Here is a 19,144-nt window from a genome sequence, read left to right as displayed (position 1 = left end):
GCCACTTGCCACGGCCCGCCCGAATAGGCAAAGCAATGGCAACGGATACGCTGTGGAAACAGCGCATCCGCAACAAGCATTCATTATCGGGAGACCAATCCCGAGCGCCGCGATTGCTGCGGCGCGGGGGCTATTGTTGGCGAGTGCACAGGGAGAGTCAAGCCGGCGGCATCCGGCGCGGTGAGTTCGTCTTGGGATCGCTGGCCAGCGGCGACGGAGAACAGCGCATCGGCATGGCGGTGCGGTATTGCAAGCTTGTTTGCGCTCTGGGGATGACAAATCAGGACCGAGCCATGCAATTGTTCCAGCAAAGAGCCGCAGGCCCGCGCTTACGCCGGCATACGGCTCTATTCACTTTGAGGTTTCAAGCATCAGGCTGCCCGATTAATTCCAGTTTGGGCTGCACTCTCCAGGGGGATAGTCGATACCACGGCACATGCAAGACTGACGTAGGCACTCTTCGACCAACCACTGATCGTGATCATCAGCGGAACGCGCTGTTGACTTCTTCTGCAAGTCTGAAGCCGACACCACTGGAGGCGTATCCACCTGCTTGCCATCGGCAGCGTTTGGAGCGGTAGCCGCGTAGCTCATCTGGAACAATGCGGACAGTAAAATGATTGATAGCGCTTTTTTCATAACTACTCCCTTGCAATTAAATGCATAGTTTAAGTTACGGAGTGTCTATCCAATCGCCAGGCAATGCCAATGGGCATTACAATTAAACCCGATCACCAAAATAGCATTCAAAAAAAGCAAAACAAGAGTGAAACTGGAAGCATGCCAAGCAATGCTTGCATAAACTAGAATGCTGATCGAGCATTAAACAATATGGCCAACTCCTTGCAAAAATGGAGGAGAACCTGCAGAGACACCCTCATCAAAATGGCGGCCAAGCACTTATCTCCAATAAAGAACTCACGTATTTTCGCCTGAATACCGGCTTGGAGCCATATGCCGACACTCTGCGCCGACACATGGCCCATTAGTCTTTAATTAGAGTTCACTTTCTTACGCTACAAAGAGCTGCAAGCTCCAGGTGGATACTTGGTGCCGCGGCACTGGCAGGTGTGACGCAGGCACTCTTCTTCCAGCCACCTATCGTGATCATCGCCATAGCGCCCCCTTGATTGCGGCTGCTTCAACAAATCAGAAGCCGACACCACTGGAGGCGTATCCACCTGCTTGCCATCCGCAGCGTTTGGAGCGGTAGCCGCGTAGCTCATCTGGAACAATGCGGACAGTAAAATAATTGATAGTGCTTTTTTCATAGCAACTCCCTTTCAATTAAATGAATAATTTAAATTACGGAATGTTTACCCCATCACCATACAAGCCAATAAATATTACAATACAAGCTTTAAAGTCCAAACAGACCTGGTTGAAAAAAATGGATGATTATCAAGCCTCGATTACCATGGCAAGGTAAACCAGATGGGCATGAAAAGCCGTGCTCAGTACTGTGCTGCAGCGCAGTCTTTCCCGTTTAGGCACATCCACCAAAATGAAACCCAGCATTCTCTCTCCTCATCGATACTGCCGCGTTTCATTTGTGTATTAAGCTACACCAGACAACACAGAAAAATAACTGTTAACAAGTACAGTAATCCATATAGCGAAGCTAAGCCACGAGAACAAAACCCCCATATCATATCAACACCCTATTTAATAAATTGATTCGCCATGAAAATGACAAGATGGCGTGACAAACTAAAATAAGATCAATTGACTCACACGCCCCCTAAATAAGAGCATGAAGAGAAAATACGATAAATTAGCCAGCACCCTCATAATTCTGAATCGTTGGATTCGGCAAATCAAAAGCGTGCATGGAGGTCTCGCCAGCAGAATAAACGCATGGCATCAATGAGGTGCGCGCTCAATAGCGCCAAGGACAGGAAGGGAAAAGCGGTGGGTTGTGACGTGAAGCTCAGAGCCAGAGAGGAGCTGTTTACGCTCCGCGGCGCGTCGTGAAGCCTTCCACAAGCGCCGCTTCGAAATCGGAGTGCCTCGCTTTCTCAACCTAGCAAGATCGTAAACACCCTCCAGACTCCGGTTTCAACGCGCGCCGACTCAAGCACTCGCGCCAGCGCTAAACCCGCTAGGACAACGGCACCGCGTCAGCCGCCGACCCTGCCTGGGCATTGACCAGGGTGACGATGAAATCCCGCATCCAGCGATGGCCGGGATGCTGCTGGGTGCGGTCGTGCCAGGCCATGCCCACTTCGAAGCTTTCGGTGGGCAGCGGAAACTCCACTTGCTTCAGCGCGTCGCCGCGTTCTTGCACCAGGCGCTGCGGCACCAGCGCGACAAAGTCGGACTGCGCCACCATTTCCGGCACAAACAGGAAGGACGCGGCGGACAAAGCCACGTTGCGGCGCAGGCCCAGCGCCGCCAGCGTGCGGTCCACCGGGGTGAAGAAGCCGTTGCCGTCCAAGGACACGATGACGTGGTCCAGCGCCGCGTATTCTTCCACGCTCAGCCCTTCTTTCAAGCTTGGGTGATCACGGCGGCCAATCAGCACATAGTGTTCGTCGAACAGCCGGCAGCTGTTCAGCTTGGACGGGGCCGCCGGCGGGGTCAGCAGCGCCAGGTCCAGATCGCCCTGCTCCAGTTGCGCTTCCAGCCGGTGCAAGTCCAGCGCGCGCACCGCCACCCGCACGCCGGGCGCGCTTTTGCGCAGTTCCCGCGCCAGCGGGATCAGCAGCGCGGCTTGCAGGTAATCGGTGCAGGCGATGGACACGGTCAGCTCGGCGCTGGCCGGTTCGAAATCCTGATGCCCGGCCACGGTGGCGCGCACTTCGTTCAGCGCCTTGCGCAAGGGCTCGAACAGTTCCAGCGCCTTGGCCGTGGGATACATGCCGCGGTGGACGGCCACCAGCAGCGGGTCGTCAAACAACTCGCGCAGGCGGTTCAATTGCGCGCTCACCGCCGGCTGGCTCAGGCTCAGCCGCGCGGCCGCGCGGGTCACGTTCTGTTCCACCAGCAAGGCTTCCAGCGTCACCAGTAGATTGAGGTCGAGTCGTTTGGTATCCATCTGATGAATAGTAAGCAATAAAAACCGTGATTTCACGGATAGTTGACCGCGCGTCAGACTGCGGCTTTCCACTCTTGCCCACTGGAGGCCGCATGAACCGACAAGCCCTGATCATCCACGCCCACCCGGACCCCAACTCGCTCACCGCCCAGTTCGCCGCGCTGGCGCGGCAGAGCTTGCAACAGCAAGGCCATGTCGTGATGGAGTCCGACCTCTACGCAATGAGCTGGAAAGCCGGCGCCGATGCGCGGGATTTCCCGGACCGGCTCAATCCGCAGCGGCTGTTCCTGATCTCCGAATCCCAACACGCTTACGCCAGCGGCCGGCAAAGCGCCGATGTGGCGGCCGAACAGCAAAAGCTGCTGGCGGCGGATTTGGTGATCATGCTGTTTCCGCTGTGGTGGTACGGCTTGCCCGCCTTGCATAAAGGTTGGATTGACCGAGTCTACGCTTAAAACCTGTTTACGATCAGCTGCGCGTTGGCGATACGGCGTTGAAAACGTCTTCAGAATGCTCATGTACAACATGTACATTCCGCTTCTTCAGCCGTTTTCGCCTTGTCTCGCCTTAGCTCGCAAGATCGTAAACAGGTTTTTACGGCTTCGCCTATGGCTACCGCAACGAGGGTAATCGCTGGCGCTACGGCGATGGCGCGCTGAGCGGCAAGCGCGCGATGCTGGCCACCATGGTGGGCGGACCGGCGCGGGACTACGGCCCGCGCGGCATCAACGGGCCGCTGGAGCAACTGTTGTTTCCAGTGACACACGGCTGCCTGTTCTACCCCGGCATGGCGGTGCTGCCCACCCATGCGGTGTACGACGCCAACCGTCTCGCCGGCGCGGAGCTGGACGCGGCCAAGGACGCCTGGCGGCAAAGACTGCTTGGCGTGTTCGACGAGACGCCGATTCCGTTCCGCCGCCAGAACAGCGACGATTATCCGGATGGCCATACGCTGGACGCGCAGGTGGCGGCCGGAGCCGAGGGACTGGACGCGCATATCGCCGGCTGACGGCGAGGCCGCGGCGCATGCGTATTGCATCGCCGCGGTTTCTGCGTTACGATGCCGGCCTTTCTTCCATCACGCAGCCAAGGAGACCATCATGCGGCATACAGCATCCTTCCTGGCAGAGCGCGCCCAAGCTTGATCGATTCCCCCACGCCCGGCATTGCCGCCGCGCGCGTCGAATGGCCTCCGGCCCCGGCTCTGCCCTAGCCAACGCATTTCATTCAATACCGTTTTACTGAACCCTCCGGCTCAGGACCGCATTGCGCCTGCGCGCTCGTCGCGCCATGCCGCCGCCGTTCTCCGGAGGGATGGAATTTTTCATGGGCAATTGCATGCAAACCCTGTCCGAGACCGTCACACTGCTGGCCTCGGACGACACCTGGATCGAGGGCGCCGCGATCCAGCAACTTCACACTAGCGCCGCGCTGCCGGGCATGGCCCGCGTGGCCGGCATGCCGGACCTGCACCCCGGCCGCGGCTATCCGGTGGGCGCGGCTTTCTTCGCCGTCGGCCATGTCTACCCGGCCTTGATCGGCGGCGACATCGGCTGCGGCATGGCGCTGTGGCGCACGGATCTCGCCGTCGGCAAATTGAGCGCGGACAAGCTGGACAAACGGCTGGGCAATCTGGACGGCCCGCTGGACGAGGACTGGCGCGAACGGGTGGCGGCGCTGGCGCTGCCGGCCAGCGGTTTCGACAGCGCGCTGGGCACCATAGGCGGCGGCAATCACTTCGCCGAGCTGCAACGCGTGGACCGGATTTACGACACCGAACGCGGCGCCGCGCTGGCGTTGGACCCCAAGCGGCTGTTGCTGCTGGTGCATAGCGGCTCTCGCGGCCTGGGCCAGGCCATTCTGCGCGAGCAGGTGGACCGCCACGGCCACGCCGGCCTGTTGGAGGACAGCGCGGACTGCGCCGCCTACCTGGCGCGTCACGATGCCGGCCTGCGCTTCGCCGAGGCCAACCGGCTGCTGATTGCGCGGCGCATGCTGGAGCGGCTGCGCGCCGACGGCGAAGCGCTGCTGGACGTCAATCACAATCTGGTGTCGCCGGCGCGCATCGGCGGCGTCGACGGCTGGCTGCACCGCAAGGGCGCCACGCCGGCGGACGCCGGCTTGGTGGCGATTCCCGGTTCGCGCGGGGATTTCACTTATCTGGTGGAGCCGCTGCCCAGCGAGCTGAGCCTGTTGTCGCTGGCGCACGGCGCCGGCCGCAAATGGATGCGCAGCGAGTGCAAGGACCGGCTGTCGCGGCGTTTCAGCCCGGCGCAGCTGGCGCGCACCCGCCTGGGCGGCCAGGTGATCTGCCAGGATAGGCAGTTGATCTACGAGGAGGCGCCGGAGGCTTACAAGCCGGTGGACAGCATTGTCGACACCCTGGTCCAGGCCGGCCTGGTGCGGCCGCTGGCGCGGCTGGCGCCGGTGCTCACCTATAAAACCCGCGGGGAGTGCTGCTGATGATTCTGCTGCAAATCTCCGCCGCCCAAGGGCCGGAAGAGTGCTGCCTGGCAGTGGCCAAGGCGCTGGCGCGCGTGCAGGCGGAAGCCGAGGCGCATGGCCTGCGGCTGACACTACTGGAGCAGGAAGACGGCCCGCGAGCCGGCACCTTGCGCTCGGCCTTGCTGGCCCTGGAGGGCGAAGCCGCCGAGGCGCTGGCGGCGCGATGGATAGGCACGTTGCAATGGCGCGCCGCCAGCCCGTACCGGCCGCGCCATCCGCGCAAGAACTGGTTCATCGGCGTGGCGCGCTGCCCGGAGCCGGCCGCAGAACTGGCCGGGGAAATCCGCTTCGAAACCCTGCGCGCGTCCGGCCCCGGCGGCCAGCACGTCAACCGTACGGAATCAGCGGTGCGCGCCACGCATATCGCCAGCGGCATCAGCGTCAAGGTGCAATCGGAGCGCAGCCAGCACGCCAATAAGCGGCTGGCGCTGCGCCTGATCGCGCTGAAGCTGGAGCAACTGGCGGAGCGGGACGCGGCCGGCGCGCGCGCGGCGCGACGCTTGCTGCATCATCAGGTGGCGCGCGGCAATCCCTGCCGGGTGTTCGTGGGCGAGCGTTTCGAGGCAATGACTTAAGCCGTTCCTGCCTCGCGCACTCAGTCAAACCGCCCGTCGTCACGGCCTGGTATTCCGGCCGCGCGGCGGGCGGTTTTTTCATTCCGGCCGCCGGCTCAACCGAAGTCGAAATCGATCACTTGGTAGAAGGCATTGCCGGTGTCGGCCACTTCCCATACCGCCAGCACCACGTGGTAGCCCTTGCGCTCCGGCAGCCTGACTTGGTGAATGGAGGGATCCGGCGGTGTCAGCGCGTCGTTGTGCGACCAATAGGGTTGGGCGGTCAGCTCCACCTTGTGGAACGGTTCGGCCTCGAACTGGGCGCGGCTCAGCGGCTGGTTCGGGTTCCAGTCCGGCTTGGTGATGAAGTAGTTCCAGCGCCGGGTCAGGTGGATGGCGTGATAGCTCCATTGAAAGTCCAGGCTCTGGCCGGGCTTGACCGGGTGTTTGTGCCAACGCTCGGCGCTCTGTTCGTCCAGCACCGCGGCGAAAGCCTGGCCGGCGCTGGCGATCTTGCCGTCCGCCGGCGGCGCCACATTGGCCACATCGTCCGGCGCCAGCGGATCGCGCAGGCCACCCACGGCGGCGGGGAAGAATTTGCCGCTTTCCAGGCCGTTGACATGCCAGCTTTGCAGCGGGCATTGGGCGTTGACGCCATCCACGCAGAACTGGCCACGCGATTCCGGCTTGAATACTTGGCCATGGCGCGGCTGCTGGCCCGGCCTGGATTGGACATTAGAGAAGCTCATCACGATACCCCCGGTTGAAGAACCTGTTTACGATCTGCTGCGCGTCGTGAAACGTGACGCGGTGAGCACAGCTTCGAAATGCTCATGTACCACTTGTACATTCCGCTTTCTCAGCCGCAACGCCTTGTCTCGCCTTAGCTCGCGAGATCATAAACACGTTCTGAGAGCCGCTTCACAGTCCGCCGCGCCGCGGGAATGCCATGCTGAAAACGGCGGCGGAATGCTCATATAGCGTATGGGCATTCTATTTCTTTCGCTGATTTCGCCCTGGCGCGCGGGCCGTGGAACAGGCTCTATTTAAGTGATAAAGGGCCAGCGGCCGGCATTGACGCCGTACCGCCGACCCGGTCATCTTATTATTCCATCTGGATAAATATTGCTGTCCTTTCAGCTGGACACCCGTTGCGGCGATTGGTCTAAGGGCCTGGCCAGCCGCCACAGCACCTGATCCAGCCGCGCGCCATCCCCGGCTGGCAGCGCCAACGGCGGCGGCTCCGGCACGCACTGCTCCAGCCGCTCCTGAATGAAGGCGTCGATACGTGGCCGGCGCGGCCCCGCCAGCGTTTCAGCGCCGGATAGCTTGGCCGCCAGCAGCCGGTTGATGTCGGCGGCCAGTTCCGCGTCTTCTATGCCGGCGGCGGCCAGCTCGGCGAAGCGCAGCGGCGGCATGCCGCGCCCGGCGTCCAACCAGGCCACCGCCAACAAGGCGCGCAGCGCGTACAGATACTTCTTGGGCTGAACCTGATCGCCACGCAGATAGGTGTTGGCCACCTTGCGCGCCATGGCCAGGTAGTGCCAGCGGCATTTGCGCTCCGAGCGGAATTCCGGCGCCAGCGCGCGCAGCAGCCGCAGCGCCTGTGGATCGGCGCGATAGACCAGCGGCGATTGCAGCCATTCGCTCAGCGCCGGGTTGGAGTCGTGCAACAGGCGCAGCGCCTTGCGCAGCTCCCAGCCGCTGAGGTCCAGAGCGTCGCTGATCGGCTGTTCGATCACATCGCGCTGCGGCATCACCCGTAAATACCACTCTGGCTCGTGCACATAGATAAAACGCACATCGTAATCGCTGTCCGGCGAGGGAAAGCCCCAGGCGCGGCTGCCGGATTCGCAGGCGTACAACACCCTCACCCGGTGTCGCCGCTCCAGTGCGTCCAGTTTGCGCAGCACCCGCGCGCGCATGGCGTCGTCCAGCGGGTGTTGAAATAAAAATTCGTGCATGTCTGTCTCCAGAGCGCCAGCAGGGCCAGGGCCAGGGCCAGAGACAAGGAGACCCCGGCGGACATGCCGGCGACAGATACTTGATTTTCAGACGCCTATCCATGCTATCGCGGCCCCGAACAAGACCAGGCGGCAGCGCCTGCGGAAGCGGGATGCGCAGGCGGCACATTGAGCATTCCGAAGGCGCGCCCACCGTGTCACATCTCACGACGCGCGGCAGACATTGAACAGGTTCTATAAGAACCTGTTTACAATCTCGCGAGCTAAGGCGAGACAAGGCGAAAACCAGCGAAAAAGCGGAATCTACACGTGGTACATGAGCATTTTGAGCTTGGTTTCAACGCCCATTTCTATCCATCCCGCCAACGCGCAGCAGATCGTAAACAGGTTCTAGGCGAAGCCGACGGCTTAACGCCCGCTTCCCAACCCTGACACGGGCGACGCGACTGGCGGTCGCTCGCGGCGCAGGCGTTGCAGCTTCGCACAAGACTAATGAGTCGGCCTTGAACCGTGGTCGGCCGCGCCAGGCCGACAAGGCGCGCGGCTTGCGCCGTCACGCCCTCGCCTGGAGCGGCTTGCGCCGGCCATGGCGTCAACCATCGCTAGCCTCAGCCTTTGACGCAGACGATCTGACGCAGGGTGTGCACCACCTCCACCAAGCTGGACTGGGCCGCCATCACCGCGTCGATGTCCTTGTAGGCCATAGGGATCTCGTCGATCACGCCGACGTCCTTGCGGCATTCCACATGGGCGGTGGCCCGGCGCTGGTCTTCGATGTCGAAGCGGCGCTTGGCCTCGGTCCGGCTCATGGTGCGGCCGGCGCCATGGCTGCAGGAGCAGAAGGCGTCCTCATTGCCCAGGCCGCGCACGATGAAGCTCTTGGCGCCCATGGAGCCAGGGATGATGCCCAGTTGGCCCTTGTGCGCGGCCACCGCGCCCTTGCGCGTCACCAGCACCTCTTGGCCAAAGTGGGTTTCGCGCTGCACATAGTTGTGGTGGCAGTTCACCGCTTCCACTTCGGCGTCGAAAGGCTTGGCGATCACCGTGCGCGCGGCGTCCACCACGTGGCGCATCATCAGCAGGCGGTTCTGGCGCGCATAGTCCTGCGCCCAGCCCACCGCTTCCACGTAGTCGTCGAAATGGCGGCTGCCTTCTTCGAAGTAAGCCAGTTCACGGTGCGGCAGATTGGCGATGTGCTGGCGCATATCGGCCTGGGCCAGTTCGATGAACAGGTTGCCGATGGCGTTGCCGACGCCGCGCGAGCCGGAGTGCAGCATGAACCAGACCCGGTCCTCCTGGTCCAGACAGACCTCGACGAAGTGATTGCCGGTGCCCAGCGTACCCAGATGGGTATGGTTATTGGTTTTCGCCAGCTTGGGGTATTTGGCGACGATGGCCTCGAAGCCCGGCAGCAGCCGCGCCCAGGCCTGGTCCACGCTGGCCGGCGGCCGGCCCCAGGCGCCCTTGTCGCGGCCGGAGCGGGTGGAACTGCGGCCATGCGGCACCGCGGCTTCGATGGCGCTGCGCAGGCCGCCCAGCTGATCCGGCAGGTCCGCCGCCCGCAGCGAGGTGCGCGCCGCCATCATGCCGCAGCCTATGTCCACGCCCACCGCCGCCGGGATGATGGCGCCGCGGGTGGGAATCACGCTGCCTATGGTGGAGCCCTTGCCCAGATGCACGTCCGGCATCACCGCCAGGTGTTTGTAGATGAAGGGCAGTTGCGCGGTTTGCAGCAGCTGAGCGCGGGCGGCTTCTTCCACCGGCACGCCTTGCGTCCACATTTTGATAGCTGCGCCATTGGGCGCTTGCAGAGTTTGATATTGGTTCACGGTTTGTTTTCTTTCTTGTTTAGGTTTGAGCAGCCGGGCCGCTGCCGCTGAATCGCCCCGGGGACGGAAACACCGGCCCATGCCGATGCTCCCACTCCCTCCTCCATTCATATAGCCAGAAGCGTGCCAGCGCTTAGACTCCGAAAAATAAAACCGTCAAGCCATTGATATTTAATAATAAAAACCAAATTCACCACAAACCGCTCGCGACCCATCTGGAATGGACCGCTTATTTTGCGATATTATAATCTAGTCATTTATCCAAAAAGATAAGCCATGCGCGATACGGTAGCGATAGGATTCCTGGGCACGGTGCTGGACCGGCGCGGTCACGGCGCCGAACGCTGGAAGAAATGGCGGCCCAGCGTGGGTATTTGCGCCCAGCCGCAGATGCCGCTGCGGCGGCTGGAGCTGCTGCACGACAACCACCACTTGAGACTGGCGCAGCTGACCGCCGAGGATATCGCCGCGGTGTCGCCGGACACCGAGGTGAGGCTGCACGCGGTCAATCTGCAAGACCCGTGGGATTTCGAGGAAATGTACGCGACGCTGCACGATTTCGCCGCGCGCTATCCCTTCGACACCGAGCGCGAGGACTACCTGGTCCACATCACCACCGGCACCCATGTGGCGCAAATCTGCTGGTTCCTGCTCGCCGAGTCCCGCCATTTGCCGGCGCGGCTGCTGCAAAGCTCGCCGTCGCGCCAGGGCGAGCGCCTGGCCGGCGAGACCAGCGTCATCGACCTGGACCTGTCGCGCTATGACCAGATCGCACAGCGCTTTCAACGCGAGAGCGACGATACGGTGTCCTTCCTCAAGGCCGGCATCGCCACCCGCAATCCGCGCTTCAACCGCATGATCGAACAGATCGAGCGGGTGGCGACGCGCTCCGACGCGCCCATCCTGCTCAGCGGCCCCACCGGCGCCGGCAAGAGCCAGCTGGCGCGCCGGCTGTACCAGTTGAAGAAGGCGCGCCGCCAGCTGGACGGCGCCTTCGTCGAGGTCAATTGCGCCACCTTGCGCGGCGATAGCGCGATGTCGGCGCTGTTCGGCCATGTGAAAGGCGCGTTCACCGGCGCGCACGCCGAGCGCGCCGGCCTGCTGCGCGGCGCCGACGGCGGCATGCTGTTCCTGGACGAAATCGGCGAACTGGGCTTGGACGAGCAGGCGATGCTGCTCAAGGCCATAGAGGAGAAGCGCTTTTTCCCCTTTGGCGGCGACCGCGAGACCGGCAGCGATTTCCAGCTGATCTGCGGCACGGTGCGCGATCTGCGCCAATGGGTGCGCGACGGCCGCTTCCGCGAGGACCTGTACGCTCGCATCAATCTATGGAGTTTCGAACTGCCCGGCCTGGCCGAACGCCGCGAGGACGTCGAGCCCAATCTGGAATTCGAGCTGGCGCGCCATGCCGAGCAATCCGGCCGTCGCGCTCGCTTCAACGCCGAGGCGCGCCGCGCCTACCTCGCCTTCGCCGCCGCGCCGCAGGCGCGCTGGCAGGGCAATTTCCGCGAGCTGTCGGCATCGGTGACGCGGATGGCGACGCTGGCCGACGCCGGCCGCATCGACGAGGACGGCGTGGCCGAGGAGATCGCGCGGCTGCGCCACGGCTGGCAAGATTCCATGCCGGAACAAACACCGGCGTTGCTGGACCCGGAACGGCTGGCGCGGCTGGATCTGTTCGACCGCATGCAGCTGGAAGGCGTGCTGCGCGTGTGCGCCGAGTCCGCCACTCTGTCCGAGGCGGGCCGCAAGCTGTTCGCGGCCTCGCGCCAGCTCAAGGCCCAGCCTAACGACGCGGATCGGCTGCGCAAATACCTGGCGCGCTTTGGGCTGGATTGGGAACAGACGCAGCACCGTGATTTAGGCTGAACGACCTATTGCCCGGCCTCCGCCAGCGGCGTAGCATCCATAAGGTGTAGAAAATATATACCTTAAAAAGGCGACCACCATGTCGGACCCGCTCTCACCTGAACAGCAACAAGAAGTGGACTTGGCGCGCAGCTTGCTGCGCCAGGTCATAGACCCTGAAATCGGCGTCAACATCATCGATCTCGGCCTGGTCTACCGCATCGAGCCGCAGCCGGAACAGCTGCTGATCGACATGACCATGACCTCGCCCGCCTGCCCGATGGGCGAGATGATTCTGGACGAGGTGGAGTTCGCGCTCACCCATGGCCTGCCGCCGCAGCGCCGCATCCATGTCAATCTGGTATGGGAGCCGGCCTGGTCGCCGGAACGGATGAGCGAGGACAGCCGCCGTCACTTCGGCTGGCAGGCATGAGCCCGGCGCAGGCGCTGCGGCTGCCTTGGCTGGCCCTGGCGGCGCTGGCCCTGTTCAGCGGCGCGCTGGCCGGCCTGGCGCGCCTGGGCTGGACCACGCCGGCTTATGCGGCGGCGCTGGCCGGCCAGCACGCGGCCTTGATGATAGGCGCCTTCTTCGGCTGCGTGATCAGCCTGGAGCGCGCGGTGGCGCTGAAGCGGAACTGGGCGCTGCTGGCGCCGGCCGGAGCCGGATTGGCCGGCCTGAGCCTGATCGCCGGCCTGCCGCCGGCCGCGGCCCCGTTGTTGCTGACGCTGGCGGCCGCCATGCTGCTGGCCGGCAGCCTGTTGGTATGGCGGCGGCAGCCCGCCGCCTTCACCGCGACGCTGGCCGCCGCCGCGCTGTGCTGGCTGCTGGGCAATCTGGCCTGGCTGCTGGGCGGCGATGCGCAGCCGGCGATTCCCTGGTGGCTGGCCTTCCTGGTGCTGACCATTGCCGGCGAGCGGCTGGAGCTGACCCGGTTGCTGCCGCTGTCCGCGTCGGCGCGGCACGGCTTCGCGCTGGCGGCCTTGGCGCTGTGCGCCGCCGCCGCCCTGAGCCTGTGGCTGCCGGACGCCGGCTTGCGCCTGTACGCGGCGGCGCTGCTGGCGCTGGCCGCCTGGCTGCTGCGCCATGACATCGCCCGCCGCAATGCGCGCCAGCGCGGGCTGACCCGCTACATCGCCATAGCCCTGCTCTGCGGCTATGGCTGGCTGGCCGTCGCCGGCGCGCTCGGCCTGGCCGGCGCGCTGCTGCCCGGCCACCCCTGGCGCGACGCGGCCTTGCACGCGCTGGGTCTGGGCTTCGTGTTTTCCATGGTGTTCGGCCACGCTCCCATCATCATCCCGGCGCTGACGCGGCTGAAGCTGCCCTATAGCCCGGCGTTCTACGCGCCGCTGGCGGCCCTGCATCTGTCCTTGCTGCTGCGGCTGGGCGGCATGCTGGACGGCCGCTTCGCCTGGCGCAGCGCGGCCGGCCTGCTGAACGCGTTGACAGTGCTGGCCTTTGTCGCCCTGCTGCTGGCCAGCCTGCGCCGCGGCCGCGCGCCGACGTCCCGATCTCTGAAAGAACCCTCGTCATGAAGCGACACCCCGCCTTGCTGGAACTGTCCCGCGAACATCACCAGGCGCTGAAAATGGCGCGTCAGGCGCGCTTGGCCGCCGCCAGCGGCGAGCCGGAGCGGCAGGCCCGCCTGGCCGCCGAACTGCAAGCCTGGAGCGCCGACGCGCTGGAGCGGCATTTCATCGAAGAAGAAACCATGCTGTTTCCACGGCTGGCGCAAAGCGAACACGCCGCGCTGGCCATCAGGGCATTGGACGAGCACCGCCGGCTGCGCGCGCTGAGCGCCGAGCTGGCGGCGCCGGACGCGACGACGCTGGCGCGCTTCGCCGAGTTGCTGGAAGCACATGTGCGCTTCGAGGAGCGCGAGCTGTTCGAACGCTGCCAGGCCGGCCTGCCCGCCATCGACAGCGCCGACTGACAGTCCGGCCGCGGGCTCTCAATCGGCGCAGCCGTTGCGCGCCAGATCCAGCGCCATCTGCCGGCGCAGCCAGTCCAGCACCGCCTGCCGGCGCGTGTCGCCTTCAAACGGCCGTGGCGACAACAGCACATAGCTGGAGCCGTCGGCGCGGAAGCCGGCCGGCGCCGTCAGCTGGCCCAATGCCAAGGCGTCCGCCGCCATATAGACCGAGGCGATGGCCTGCCCCAGCCCGGCCTCGGCCACTTGCAGGCTGAGATAGAAATGTTCGAAGCGGCCGGCCTCGGCGCGGGCCATCTCTCCCTGCGCCGTCAGCCAGCGGCTCCAGGCTTCCGGCCTGCTGTCCGCGTGCAGCAGGGGCAGCTCGCGCCAATCACCGCCGGCCGCGCCCAGCCGCGCCGGCGCGCACACTGGCCCCACGCATTCGCGCGCCACTGCCGCCACATGGTCGCCCAGGCCCCAACCACTGTCGTCGCGGCGCAGGGCCAAGTCGATTCTCTGTGAGGAAAAATCAACTTTCCCACCGGCGGCGGACAGCAGCAGCTCAATGCCGGGATGCTCGGCCTGAAAGGCCGGCAGCCGCGGTATCAGCCAGCGCATCGCAATGGTGGGCTCGCAGGACAGGCGCAGCGGCGCGTCCGCCTGCCGCCGCGCGCGGGCCGCGCCCTGCTCCAGCAACCGCAGCGCCTCGGCGCAGCTGTGGTAAAAGCTTTCGCCAGCCGCGGTGAGGAAGACCGCCCGGTTGCGCCGCTCGAACAAGGCCACGCCCAGGCCTTCCTCCAATTGCCTGACCTGGCGGCTGACCGCGCCGTGGGTCACGCATAGTTCAGCGGCGGCCTTGACGAAACTGCCGTGGCGCGCGGCGGCTTCAAACACGCGAACGGCGTTCAAGGCGGGAATGCGATAGCTCATCTGTGATATTTCCTCACTCAATGCGCTGACAATAAATCGATTTTGGCCACGCGCCAAGCCCGCGACAATCGACCTCGTTTCCACCCTGAAAGTCTTGTCGCGATGAATGAACTCCTCACCGTTGCCGTGCTCACCCTGCTCGCCGTGATCAGCCCCGGCGCCGATTTCGCCGTCATCACCCGCAACAGCCTGCAATACGGGCGCGGCCACGGCGTGCTGGGCGCCTGCGGCATCGCGCTGGGCGTGCAATTCCACGTGCTGTGCGCGCTGCTGGGCCTGAGCCTGCTGCTCAGCCGCACGCCGTGGCTGCTGGCCGGCTTCAAGCTGCTGGGCGCCGGCTATCTGCTCTATATCGGCTACCGCACCTTCATCCAGCCGCCGCTGGCCGGCGGCCCGGCTACGGCGCACGGCCGGCAAAGCGCCTGGCAGGCGCTGCGCGCCGGCCTGTTGTGCAATGCGCTCAACCCCAAGACCTCGCTATTCGTGCTCAGCCTGTTCAGTCAGGCGGTGAACGCGGACACGCCGCCGGCGCTGCGCTTCGCTTACGGCCTGTTCATTTCCACCGCCCACCTGGCCTGGTTCGCGCTGGTGGCCGTGCTGTTCACCCAGCCGCGGCTGCACGCCGGGATGCTGCGCTGGCAGCGCGGGCTCAACCGCTTCATAGGCTGCGCGCTGATCGGGCTGGGAGCCGCGCTGGCGCTGCGCTGAACGCGCCCCTGCCCCATTTGTCATCAATACCGCGATTTTGTCTGGCAAACTGCCATGCTGTGAGCCATCACGCATAACGGACAAAAAATGGTCATTCCGGGGACAATCATCCGCCCGCTGCTGGCGGCGCTCGGCGCGTGCTGGGCGCTGAGCGCGGCGGCGGTCGACATCCATGCCTACACCGAGGACGTGCCGCCGCTGAACTATGTGGACAAGGGCAAGATCAGCGGCTATTCCACCGAGGTGCTGCGCCTGGCGGCGCAGGAAGCCGGGCTCAGCCTCAGCATTGAAGCGCAGCCCTGGCTGCGCGCCTACGCCGCGGTGCAGAAATCGCCCAACGCGCTGTTGTTCACCGTGGTGCGCACGCCGGAGCGGGAGGCGCAGTTCCAGTGGGTGGGGCCGATAGGACCGCGCCGCGTCTATCTATACCGGCTGGCGACGCGCCGCGACATCCGCTTGCGCGCGAACGACGATTTGCGGCGCTACCGCGTCGGCGCGCTGGCCGGCTCCGCCGCCTTCAATCAATTGGCGGCGCAGGGCCTGATGCGTGACGGTCAGCTGGACGCCGGCCAGGACGACGCGGCCAATCTGCGCAAGCTGTTGCTGGACCGCATCGATCTGGTGGCGATGCTGGACTGGGCGATGCACTGGCAGTTGCAGGCGCTGAAGCTGCCGCAGCGCACGGTGGCGCCCGCCCGGTTGCTGGACGGCACCGGCCAGTACTGGTTCGCCTTCAACGCCGCCACGCCGCCGGAGCGGGTGCAGCGCCTGCAGAAGGCCTTGAACCGCATCACCGCCGATGGCCGGCTGCAGCAGATCCGCCGCCGCTATCTGGAGGACTGATCCGGCTCGAAGCCCGGCGGCGCCAGCTTGTCGCTCAGCAGGCGGATTTCGTCGCGGTGCAGGCCGGCCAGCGCCTGCGCCTGATTGCGCCCGGCCTCGGTCAGGTGGATTTCCACCTGACGCCGGTCCTCGCGACCGGGCCGGCGCTGCACCAGGCCCAGTTCCTCGCAGCGGCTGGCCAGCGCCACCACGCCATGGTGGTGGGATTGCAGCCGTTCCGCCAGTTCTCCCACCGTGGCCCAGTCACGGCCCGGATAGCCCTGCACGTGCAAGAGCAGCTGGTATTGCAGCGGGGTCAGACCATGGCCGCGGCAGGCGTCCTCGCTGAAGCGCAGGAACACGCGCAGTTGATGGCGGAACTCGGACAGGCGCTCGAAATCCGCCTTGCTCAGGATGGGAGAGTCTGAAAAGGGGTTCATGCTTGAATTTATATCACATCATGATACATATTGAGAGTATGAGAGTCCGCTTGCGATCTTGTGAATCAGGGTAAAACAGCCGGAAACGCGGAATGCGCAGACATTATTGCGTATTTCGCGGATCGACTCGGCGAAGCCACCCGTCCGCGACGCGCAAGGGGTCGTCAACAGGTTTCAAGCCCCACCCGCCAGTCCAACCCATTCTTGAAGGAGCGTTGTCGTGAAACTGAGCCACTATCCGAAAATGCTGTTCTCCAGCCATATCGGCTGGGATGAGTTGCGCGGGCATGCGCCGTCGCCGCGCAGCATGATGCTGAAGCTGGTACTGCCGTTCTCGCTGCTGCCGGCGCTGATGATCTGCTACGCCGGCCTGGCCCATGGCCCGCTTTACGCGCCCGCCGCGGGGATGGAACGCTGGCTCATCGCCGCCGCGCTGTTCTTCGTCGTCGAACTGGCCACGGTGCCGTTGATGGCCTGGGTGCTGCAAACCCTGGCCGCCAGCCACAAGCTGAGCGCCGGTTTCGATGCCTGCTTTCTGCTGGCGGCTGGCGCGGCGGTGCCGCTGTGGCTGTCCAGCCTGGCCTTGCTGGCGCCGGACCTGGCCTTCAATCTGCTGGGCGCCTTGCTGGGCCTGGCAGCGTCCTTCGCCCTGCTCTACCACGGCCTGCCGGCCATCCTGGGGCTGGAGGAGGAAGTGGAGTCGCAGCATTTCGCCTATAGTGCGCTGTGCGCCGGCGGTGCCGCCTGGGCCTTGTTGCTGGCCTTAGTGCTGCTGCCCTTGTTCGGCGGTTGGTAACGGCGTCACCGTTTCGATGTGGGCGATGCCGCCCTCCTCGCAGTGATGCACCACCGCCACCTTGGCCGCCCGGCCGTTGCATAGCTCGGCCGGGGGCACGCCCAGGTCCGCAGCCAGGGCTTCCAGCGTGACGTCGGGGATGCGGCTGCGCTGCTGCTTGCCGGAAAAACGCCAGTAATTGACGCGTGACCACAGAACCAGGCACAAGCCGAACAGCGCGATGAACAGACCGTACTCACTCAGCAGGGTCAGATGCGCCGGCGCGTCCAGCGCGCGAATGGAAACCGGCAGCACCTCGCGCCCCCAGATCAGATAGCAGGCGAAAGCCACCGCCGGCAGCCACAGATAAAGCCACAGCAGCCACCACAACAAGGTCAGCAGCCAGGACAGCAGGCGCTGCAGTGCGCTCATATTGTGCGCGGCCTGGATGATCAGGCCTTCTCCCGGCCGTCTCATGCGCGCACCCCCCGGTCCGGGCTGACCCAGCGCGCGCGCTTGCCCTTCTTGCGGAACACCGCCTGCGGGAAGGCCACCACCGTGGTGCCGATGTTCAGCAACCAATAGGCCAGCGGATACCACACCATCCAGTAGTAGTTCTTGCCGAGGTCGGCATCGTACTGGCTGTCCATCATCTTGCTGATGGCGAACTGCAGCATGCAGGTGCCGCCCAAGATCAGGCCGTGCCAGCCGGGCACGAAGGGCGAGGCCACCCCGGTCAGCCAGGCGCTGAAGAACAGGCTCAGCAGCCAGTACACGATGATGCCGGCCATGGTGTAGGACCACACCACGCTGAGGAAGTACTCGGAGTACACCGGCCACATGTGGCGGTGCCGCCAGGTGCGCAGCACCCAGGCATTGCGCATCAGCGCCTGGGTGCCACCCTTGGCCCAGCGCAGCCGCTGCTTCCACAGTCCGCGCAGGGTTTCCGGCATCAGTATCCACACCAGCGCGCGCGGCTCGAAGCGCACGCTCCAGTGCTTGAGCTGGATCTTCCAGCTGATGTCGATGTCCTCGGTCAGCATGTCCTCGCTCCAGTAGCCGGCCTGGTAGACCGCGGTCTTGCGGAAGGCGGTGATGACGCCGGAGACGGTGAACAGCCGGCCGTAAGTGCGCTGCGCGCGCTTGATCAGGCCGATGATGGCGGTGAACTCGCCCACTTGCAGCCGCCCGAACAAGGTGGTGCGGTTGCGGATGCGCGGATTGCCGGTGACCGCGCCCACGCGCGGCGAGGTCAGGAAATGGCGCATCAGCCATTTGGCCGCATACGGGTCCAGCAGCGCGTCGCCGTCTATGCACAGCAGGTATTCGTGGCGCGACAGCGCCAGCGCGGTGTTGAGCCCCACCGCCTTGCCCTGGTTGGTGGCCTGGTGCACCACGCGCAGCCGCGGGTGCTCGGCCGCCATTTCGTCGAGGATGGCGCCGGTGGCGTCGCGGCTGCCGTCATTGACGGCGATGACCTCGAATTCCGGGTAATCCAGCGCCAGCGCATAGGCCAGCGTTTCGCGCACATTGTCTTCCTCGTTGTAGCAAGGCACCACCACGCTCAGGGGCGGGTAGTCCAGCTCCGGCGGCTGGTTCAGCGGCGGGTCTTTTCGCTCGTAATGAAAGTAGTAATGCACCGCCCCCACCATCCACAGATAGGCCATGAACAGCGGATAGAAAAAGGCGTACGCCAGCAGTAGCGTCAACGCGTGGTCCACAACAAATCTCCTTGCCCCTTAACACAGCTCTTCATGTCTACGCGGCGGCGCGCTCTGCGGCGCGGCGCCCGACTTCCCAGCCGCCCGGAGCAGTCCCGCCC

At 64.6% G+C, this 19,144-nt stretch carries 19 protein-coding genes and 1 pseudogene; 11 read left to right on the top strand and 9 right to left on the bottom strand.

The features are described 5' to 3' along the window. Positions 1-1,016 precede the first annotated feature (1,016 nt). Both ACE3QM_RS14735 and ACE3QM_RS14730 read right to left on the bottom strand, forming a co-directional pair. Positions 1,017-1,271 carry a hypothetical protein gene (locus ACE3QM_RS14735; protein ID WP_231464785.1) on the bottom strand — a complete coding sequence of 85 codons (255 nt, stop codon included), beginning with the start codon at positions 1,269-1,271 and terminating at the stop codon, positions 1,017-1,019. Positions 1,272-2,101: 830 nt separating this feature from the next. Next, a complete protein-coding gene (locus ACE3QM_RS14730) occupies positions 2,102-3,037 on the bottom strand; it encodes a LysR family transcriptional regulator (RefSeq protein ID WP_048410418.1) in 936 nt (311 codons plus the stop codon). A 92-nt stretch (positions 3,038-3,129) separates the two neighbouring features. On the opposite strand from ACE3QM_RS14730, the gene ACE3QM_RS14725 reads away from it, so the two are divergent. The 4 genes and pseudogenes from ACE3QM_RS14725 (at position 3,130) to prfH (ending at position 6,117) form a co-directional block, all read left to right on the top strand. Further along, a complete protein-coding gene (locus ACE3QM_RS14725; protein WP_374422905.1) occupies positions 3,130-3,492 on the top strand; it encodes an NAD(P)H-dependent oxidoreductase in 363 nt (120 codons plus the stop codon). Between the two features lie 152 nt (positions 3,493-3,644). Further along, positions 3,645-4,046 (top strand): annotated as a pseudogene (locus ACE3QM_RS14720) (NAD(P)H-dependent oxidoreductase); the annotation flags it as partial. Between the two features lie 317 nt (positions 4,047-4,363). Further along, complete coding sequence (locus ACE3QM_RS14715) at positions 4,364-5,500, top strand: RNA ligase RtcB family protein (RefSeq protein WP_374422903.1); 1,137 nt, start codon at positions 4,364-4,366, stop codon at positions 5,498-5,500. Continuing rightward, entirely contained in the window at positions 5,500-6,117 is a 618-nt protein-coding gene (gene prfH / locus ACE3QM_RS14710) for a peptide chain release factor H (protein ID WP_048410491.1), read from the top strand. Before ACE3QM_RS14715 ends, prfH begins: the two co-directional genes overlap by 1 nt. A gap of 95 nt (positions 6,118-6,212) precedes the next feature. On the opposite strand, the gene ACE3QM_RS14705 is transcribed toward prfH, so the two are convergent. The 3 genes from ACE3QM_RS14705 to ACE3QM_RS14695 form a co-directional block, all read right to left on the bottom strand. After that, positions 6,213-6,845, bottom strand: coding sequence for a lytic polysaccharide monooxygenase auxiliary activity family 9 protein (locus tag ACE3QM_RS14705; protein WP_374422900.1), 633 nt, complete (start codon positions 6,843-6,845; stop codon positions 6,213-6,215). 387 nt (positions 6,846-7,232) lie between these two features. Continuing rightward, positions 7,233-8,060 carry a nucleotidyltransferase domain-containing protein gene (locus ACE3QM_RS14700; RefSeq protein ID WP_374422898.1) on the bottom strand — a complete coding sequence of 276 codons (828 nt, stop codon included), beginning with the start codon at positions 8,058-8,060 and terminating at the stop codon, positions 7,233-7,235. A 608-nt stretch (positions 8,061-8,668) separates the two neighbouring features. Then, positions 8,669-9,889, bottom strand: coding sequence for an RtcB family protein (locus ACE3QM_RS14695; protein ID WP_374422896.1), 1,221 nt, complete (start codon positions 9,887-9,889; stop codon positions 8,669-8,671). 276 nt (positions 9,890-10,165) lie between these two features. Here ACE3QM_RS14695 and rtcR point away from each other — a divergent pair, with 276 nt between their 5' ends. The 4 genes from rtcR (at position 10,166) to ACE3QM_RS14675 (ending at position 13,668) form a co-directional block, all read left to right on the top strand. After that, positions 10,166-11,758 (top strand): RNA repair transcriptional activator RtcR, encoded by a 1,593-nt coding sequence (gene rtcR, locus ACE3QM_RS14690; RefSeq protein WP_374422894.1) that lies wholly within the window; start codon positions 10,166-10,168, stop codon positions 11,756-11,758. Between the two features lie 79 nt (positions 11,759-11,837). Further along, positions 11,838-12,170 (top strand): metal-sulfur cluster assembly factor, encoded by a 333-nt coding sequence (locus tag ACE3QM_RS14685; RefSeq protein WP_048410422.1) that lies wholly within the window; start codon positions 11,838-11,840, stop codon positions 12,168-12,170. Then, a complete protein-coding gene (locus tag ACE3QM_RS14680; protein ID WP_374422891.1) occupies positions 12,167-13,270 on the top strand; it encodes a hypothetical protein in 1,104 nt (367 codons plus the stop codon). Before ACE3QM_RS14685 ends, ACE3QM_RS14680 begins: the two co-directional genes overlap by 4 nt. Beyond that, complete coding sequence (locus tag ACE3QM_RS14675; protein WP_374422889.1) at positions 13,267-13,668, top strand: hemerythrin domain-containing protein; 402 nt, start codon at positions 13,267-13,269, stop codon at positions 13,666-13,668. The genes ACE3QM_RS14680 and ACE3QM_RS14675 overlap by 4 nt, the downstream gene beginning before the upstream one ends. 18 nt (positions 13,669-13,686) lie before the next feature. Here ACE3QM_RS14675 and ACE3QM_RS14670 read toward each other — a convergent pair whose 3' ends face one another. After that, entirely contained in the window at positions 13,687-14,577 is an 891-nt protein-coding gene (locus ACE3QM_RS14670) for a LysR family transcriptional regulator (RefSeq protein ID WP_374422888.1), read from the bottom strand. Positions 14,578-14,679: 102 nt separating this feature from the next. Between ACE3QM_RS14670 and ACE3QM_RS14665 the strand changes: the two genes are divergently transcribed. Next, the gene (locus tag ACE3QM_RS14665) at positions 14,680-15,285 is read left to right on the top strand and encodes a LysE family translocator (RefSeq protein WP_374422885.1); all 606 of its coding nucleotides are present in this window, start codon (positions 14,680-14,682) and stop codon (positions 15,283-15,285) included. 87 nt (positions 15,286-15,372) lie between these two features. After that, entirely contained in the window at positions 15,373-16,128 is a 756-nt protein-coding gene (locus ACE3QM_RS14660; RefSeq protein WP_231465073.1) for an ABC transporter substrate-binding protein, read from the top strand. Here the strand turns inward: ACE3QM_RS14660 and ACE3QM_RS14655 are convergent. Then, complete coding sequence (locus ACE3QM_RS14655; RefSeq protein ID WP_048410427.1) at positions 16,113-16,547, bottom strand: MarR family winged helix-turn-helix transcriptional regulator; 435 nt, start codon at positions 16,545-16,547, stop codon at positions 16,113-16,115. The two genes, ACE3QM_RS14660 and ACE3QM_RS14655, sit on opposite strands and share 16 nt — an antisense overlap. Before the next feature lie 220 nt (positions 16,548-16,767). Here ACE3QM_RS14655 and ACE3QM_RS14650 point away from each other — a divergent pair, with 220 nt between their 5' ends. Further along, entirely contained in the window at positions 16,768-17,343 is a 576-nt protein-coding gene (locus tag ACE3QM_RS14650; RefSeq protein WP_048410428.1) for a YIP1 family protein, read from the top strand. Here the strand turns inward: ACE3QM_RS14650 and pgaD are convergent. Further along, positions 17,311-17,799 (bottom strand): poly-beta-1,6-N-acetyl-D-glucosamine biosynthesis protein PgaD, encoded by a 489-nt coding sequence (pgaD, locus tag ACE3QM_RS14645; RefSeq protein WP_053074430.1) that lies wholly within the window; start codon positions 17,797-17,799, stop codon positions 17,311-17,313. The genes ACE3QM_RS14650 and pgaD overlap by 33 nt on opposite strands. Beyond that, positions 17,796-19,043: a poly-beta-1,6-N-acetyl-D-glucosamine synthase gene (gene pgaC / locus ACE3QM_RS14640; protein WP_374422881.1), complete on the bottom strand. Its 1,248-nt coding sequence runs from the start codon at positions 19,041-19,043 to the stop codon at positions 17,796-17,798. The genes pgaD and pgaC overlap by 4 nt, the downstream gene beginning before the upstream one ends. Between the last annotated feature and the right edge of the window lie 101 nt (positions 19,044-19,144).

Origin of the sequence: Chromobacterium sp. (genome assembly GCF_041912965.1) — a bacterium.
In the GTDB taxonomy this organism is placed as follows: domain Bacteria; phylum Pseudomonadota; class Gammaproteobacteria; order Burkholderiales; family Chromobacteriaceae; genus Chromobacterium; species Chromobacterium aquaticum.
This window is presented reverse-complemented; position numbering and strand designations above follow the sequence as displayed.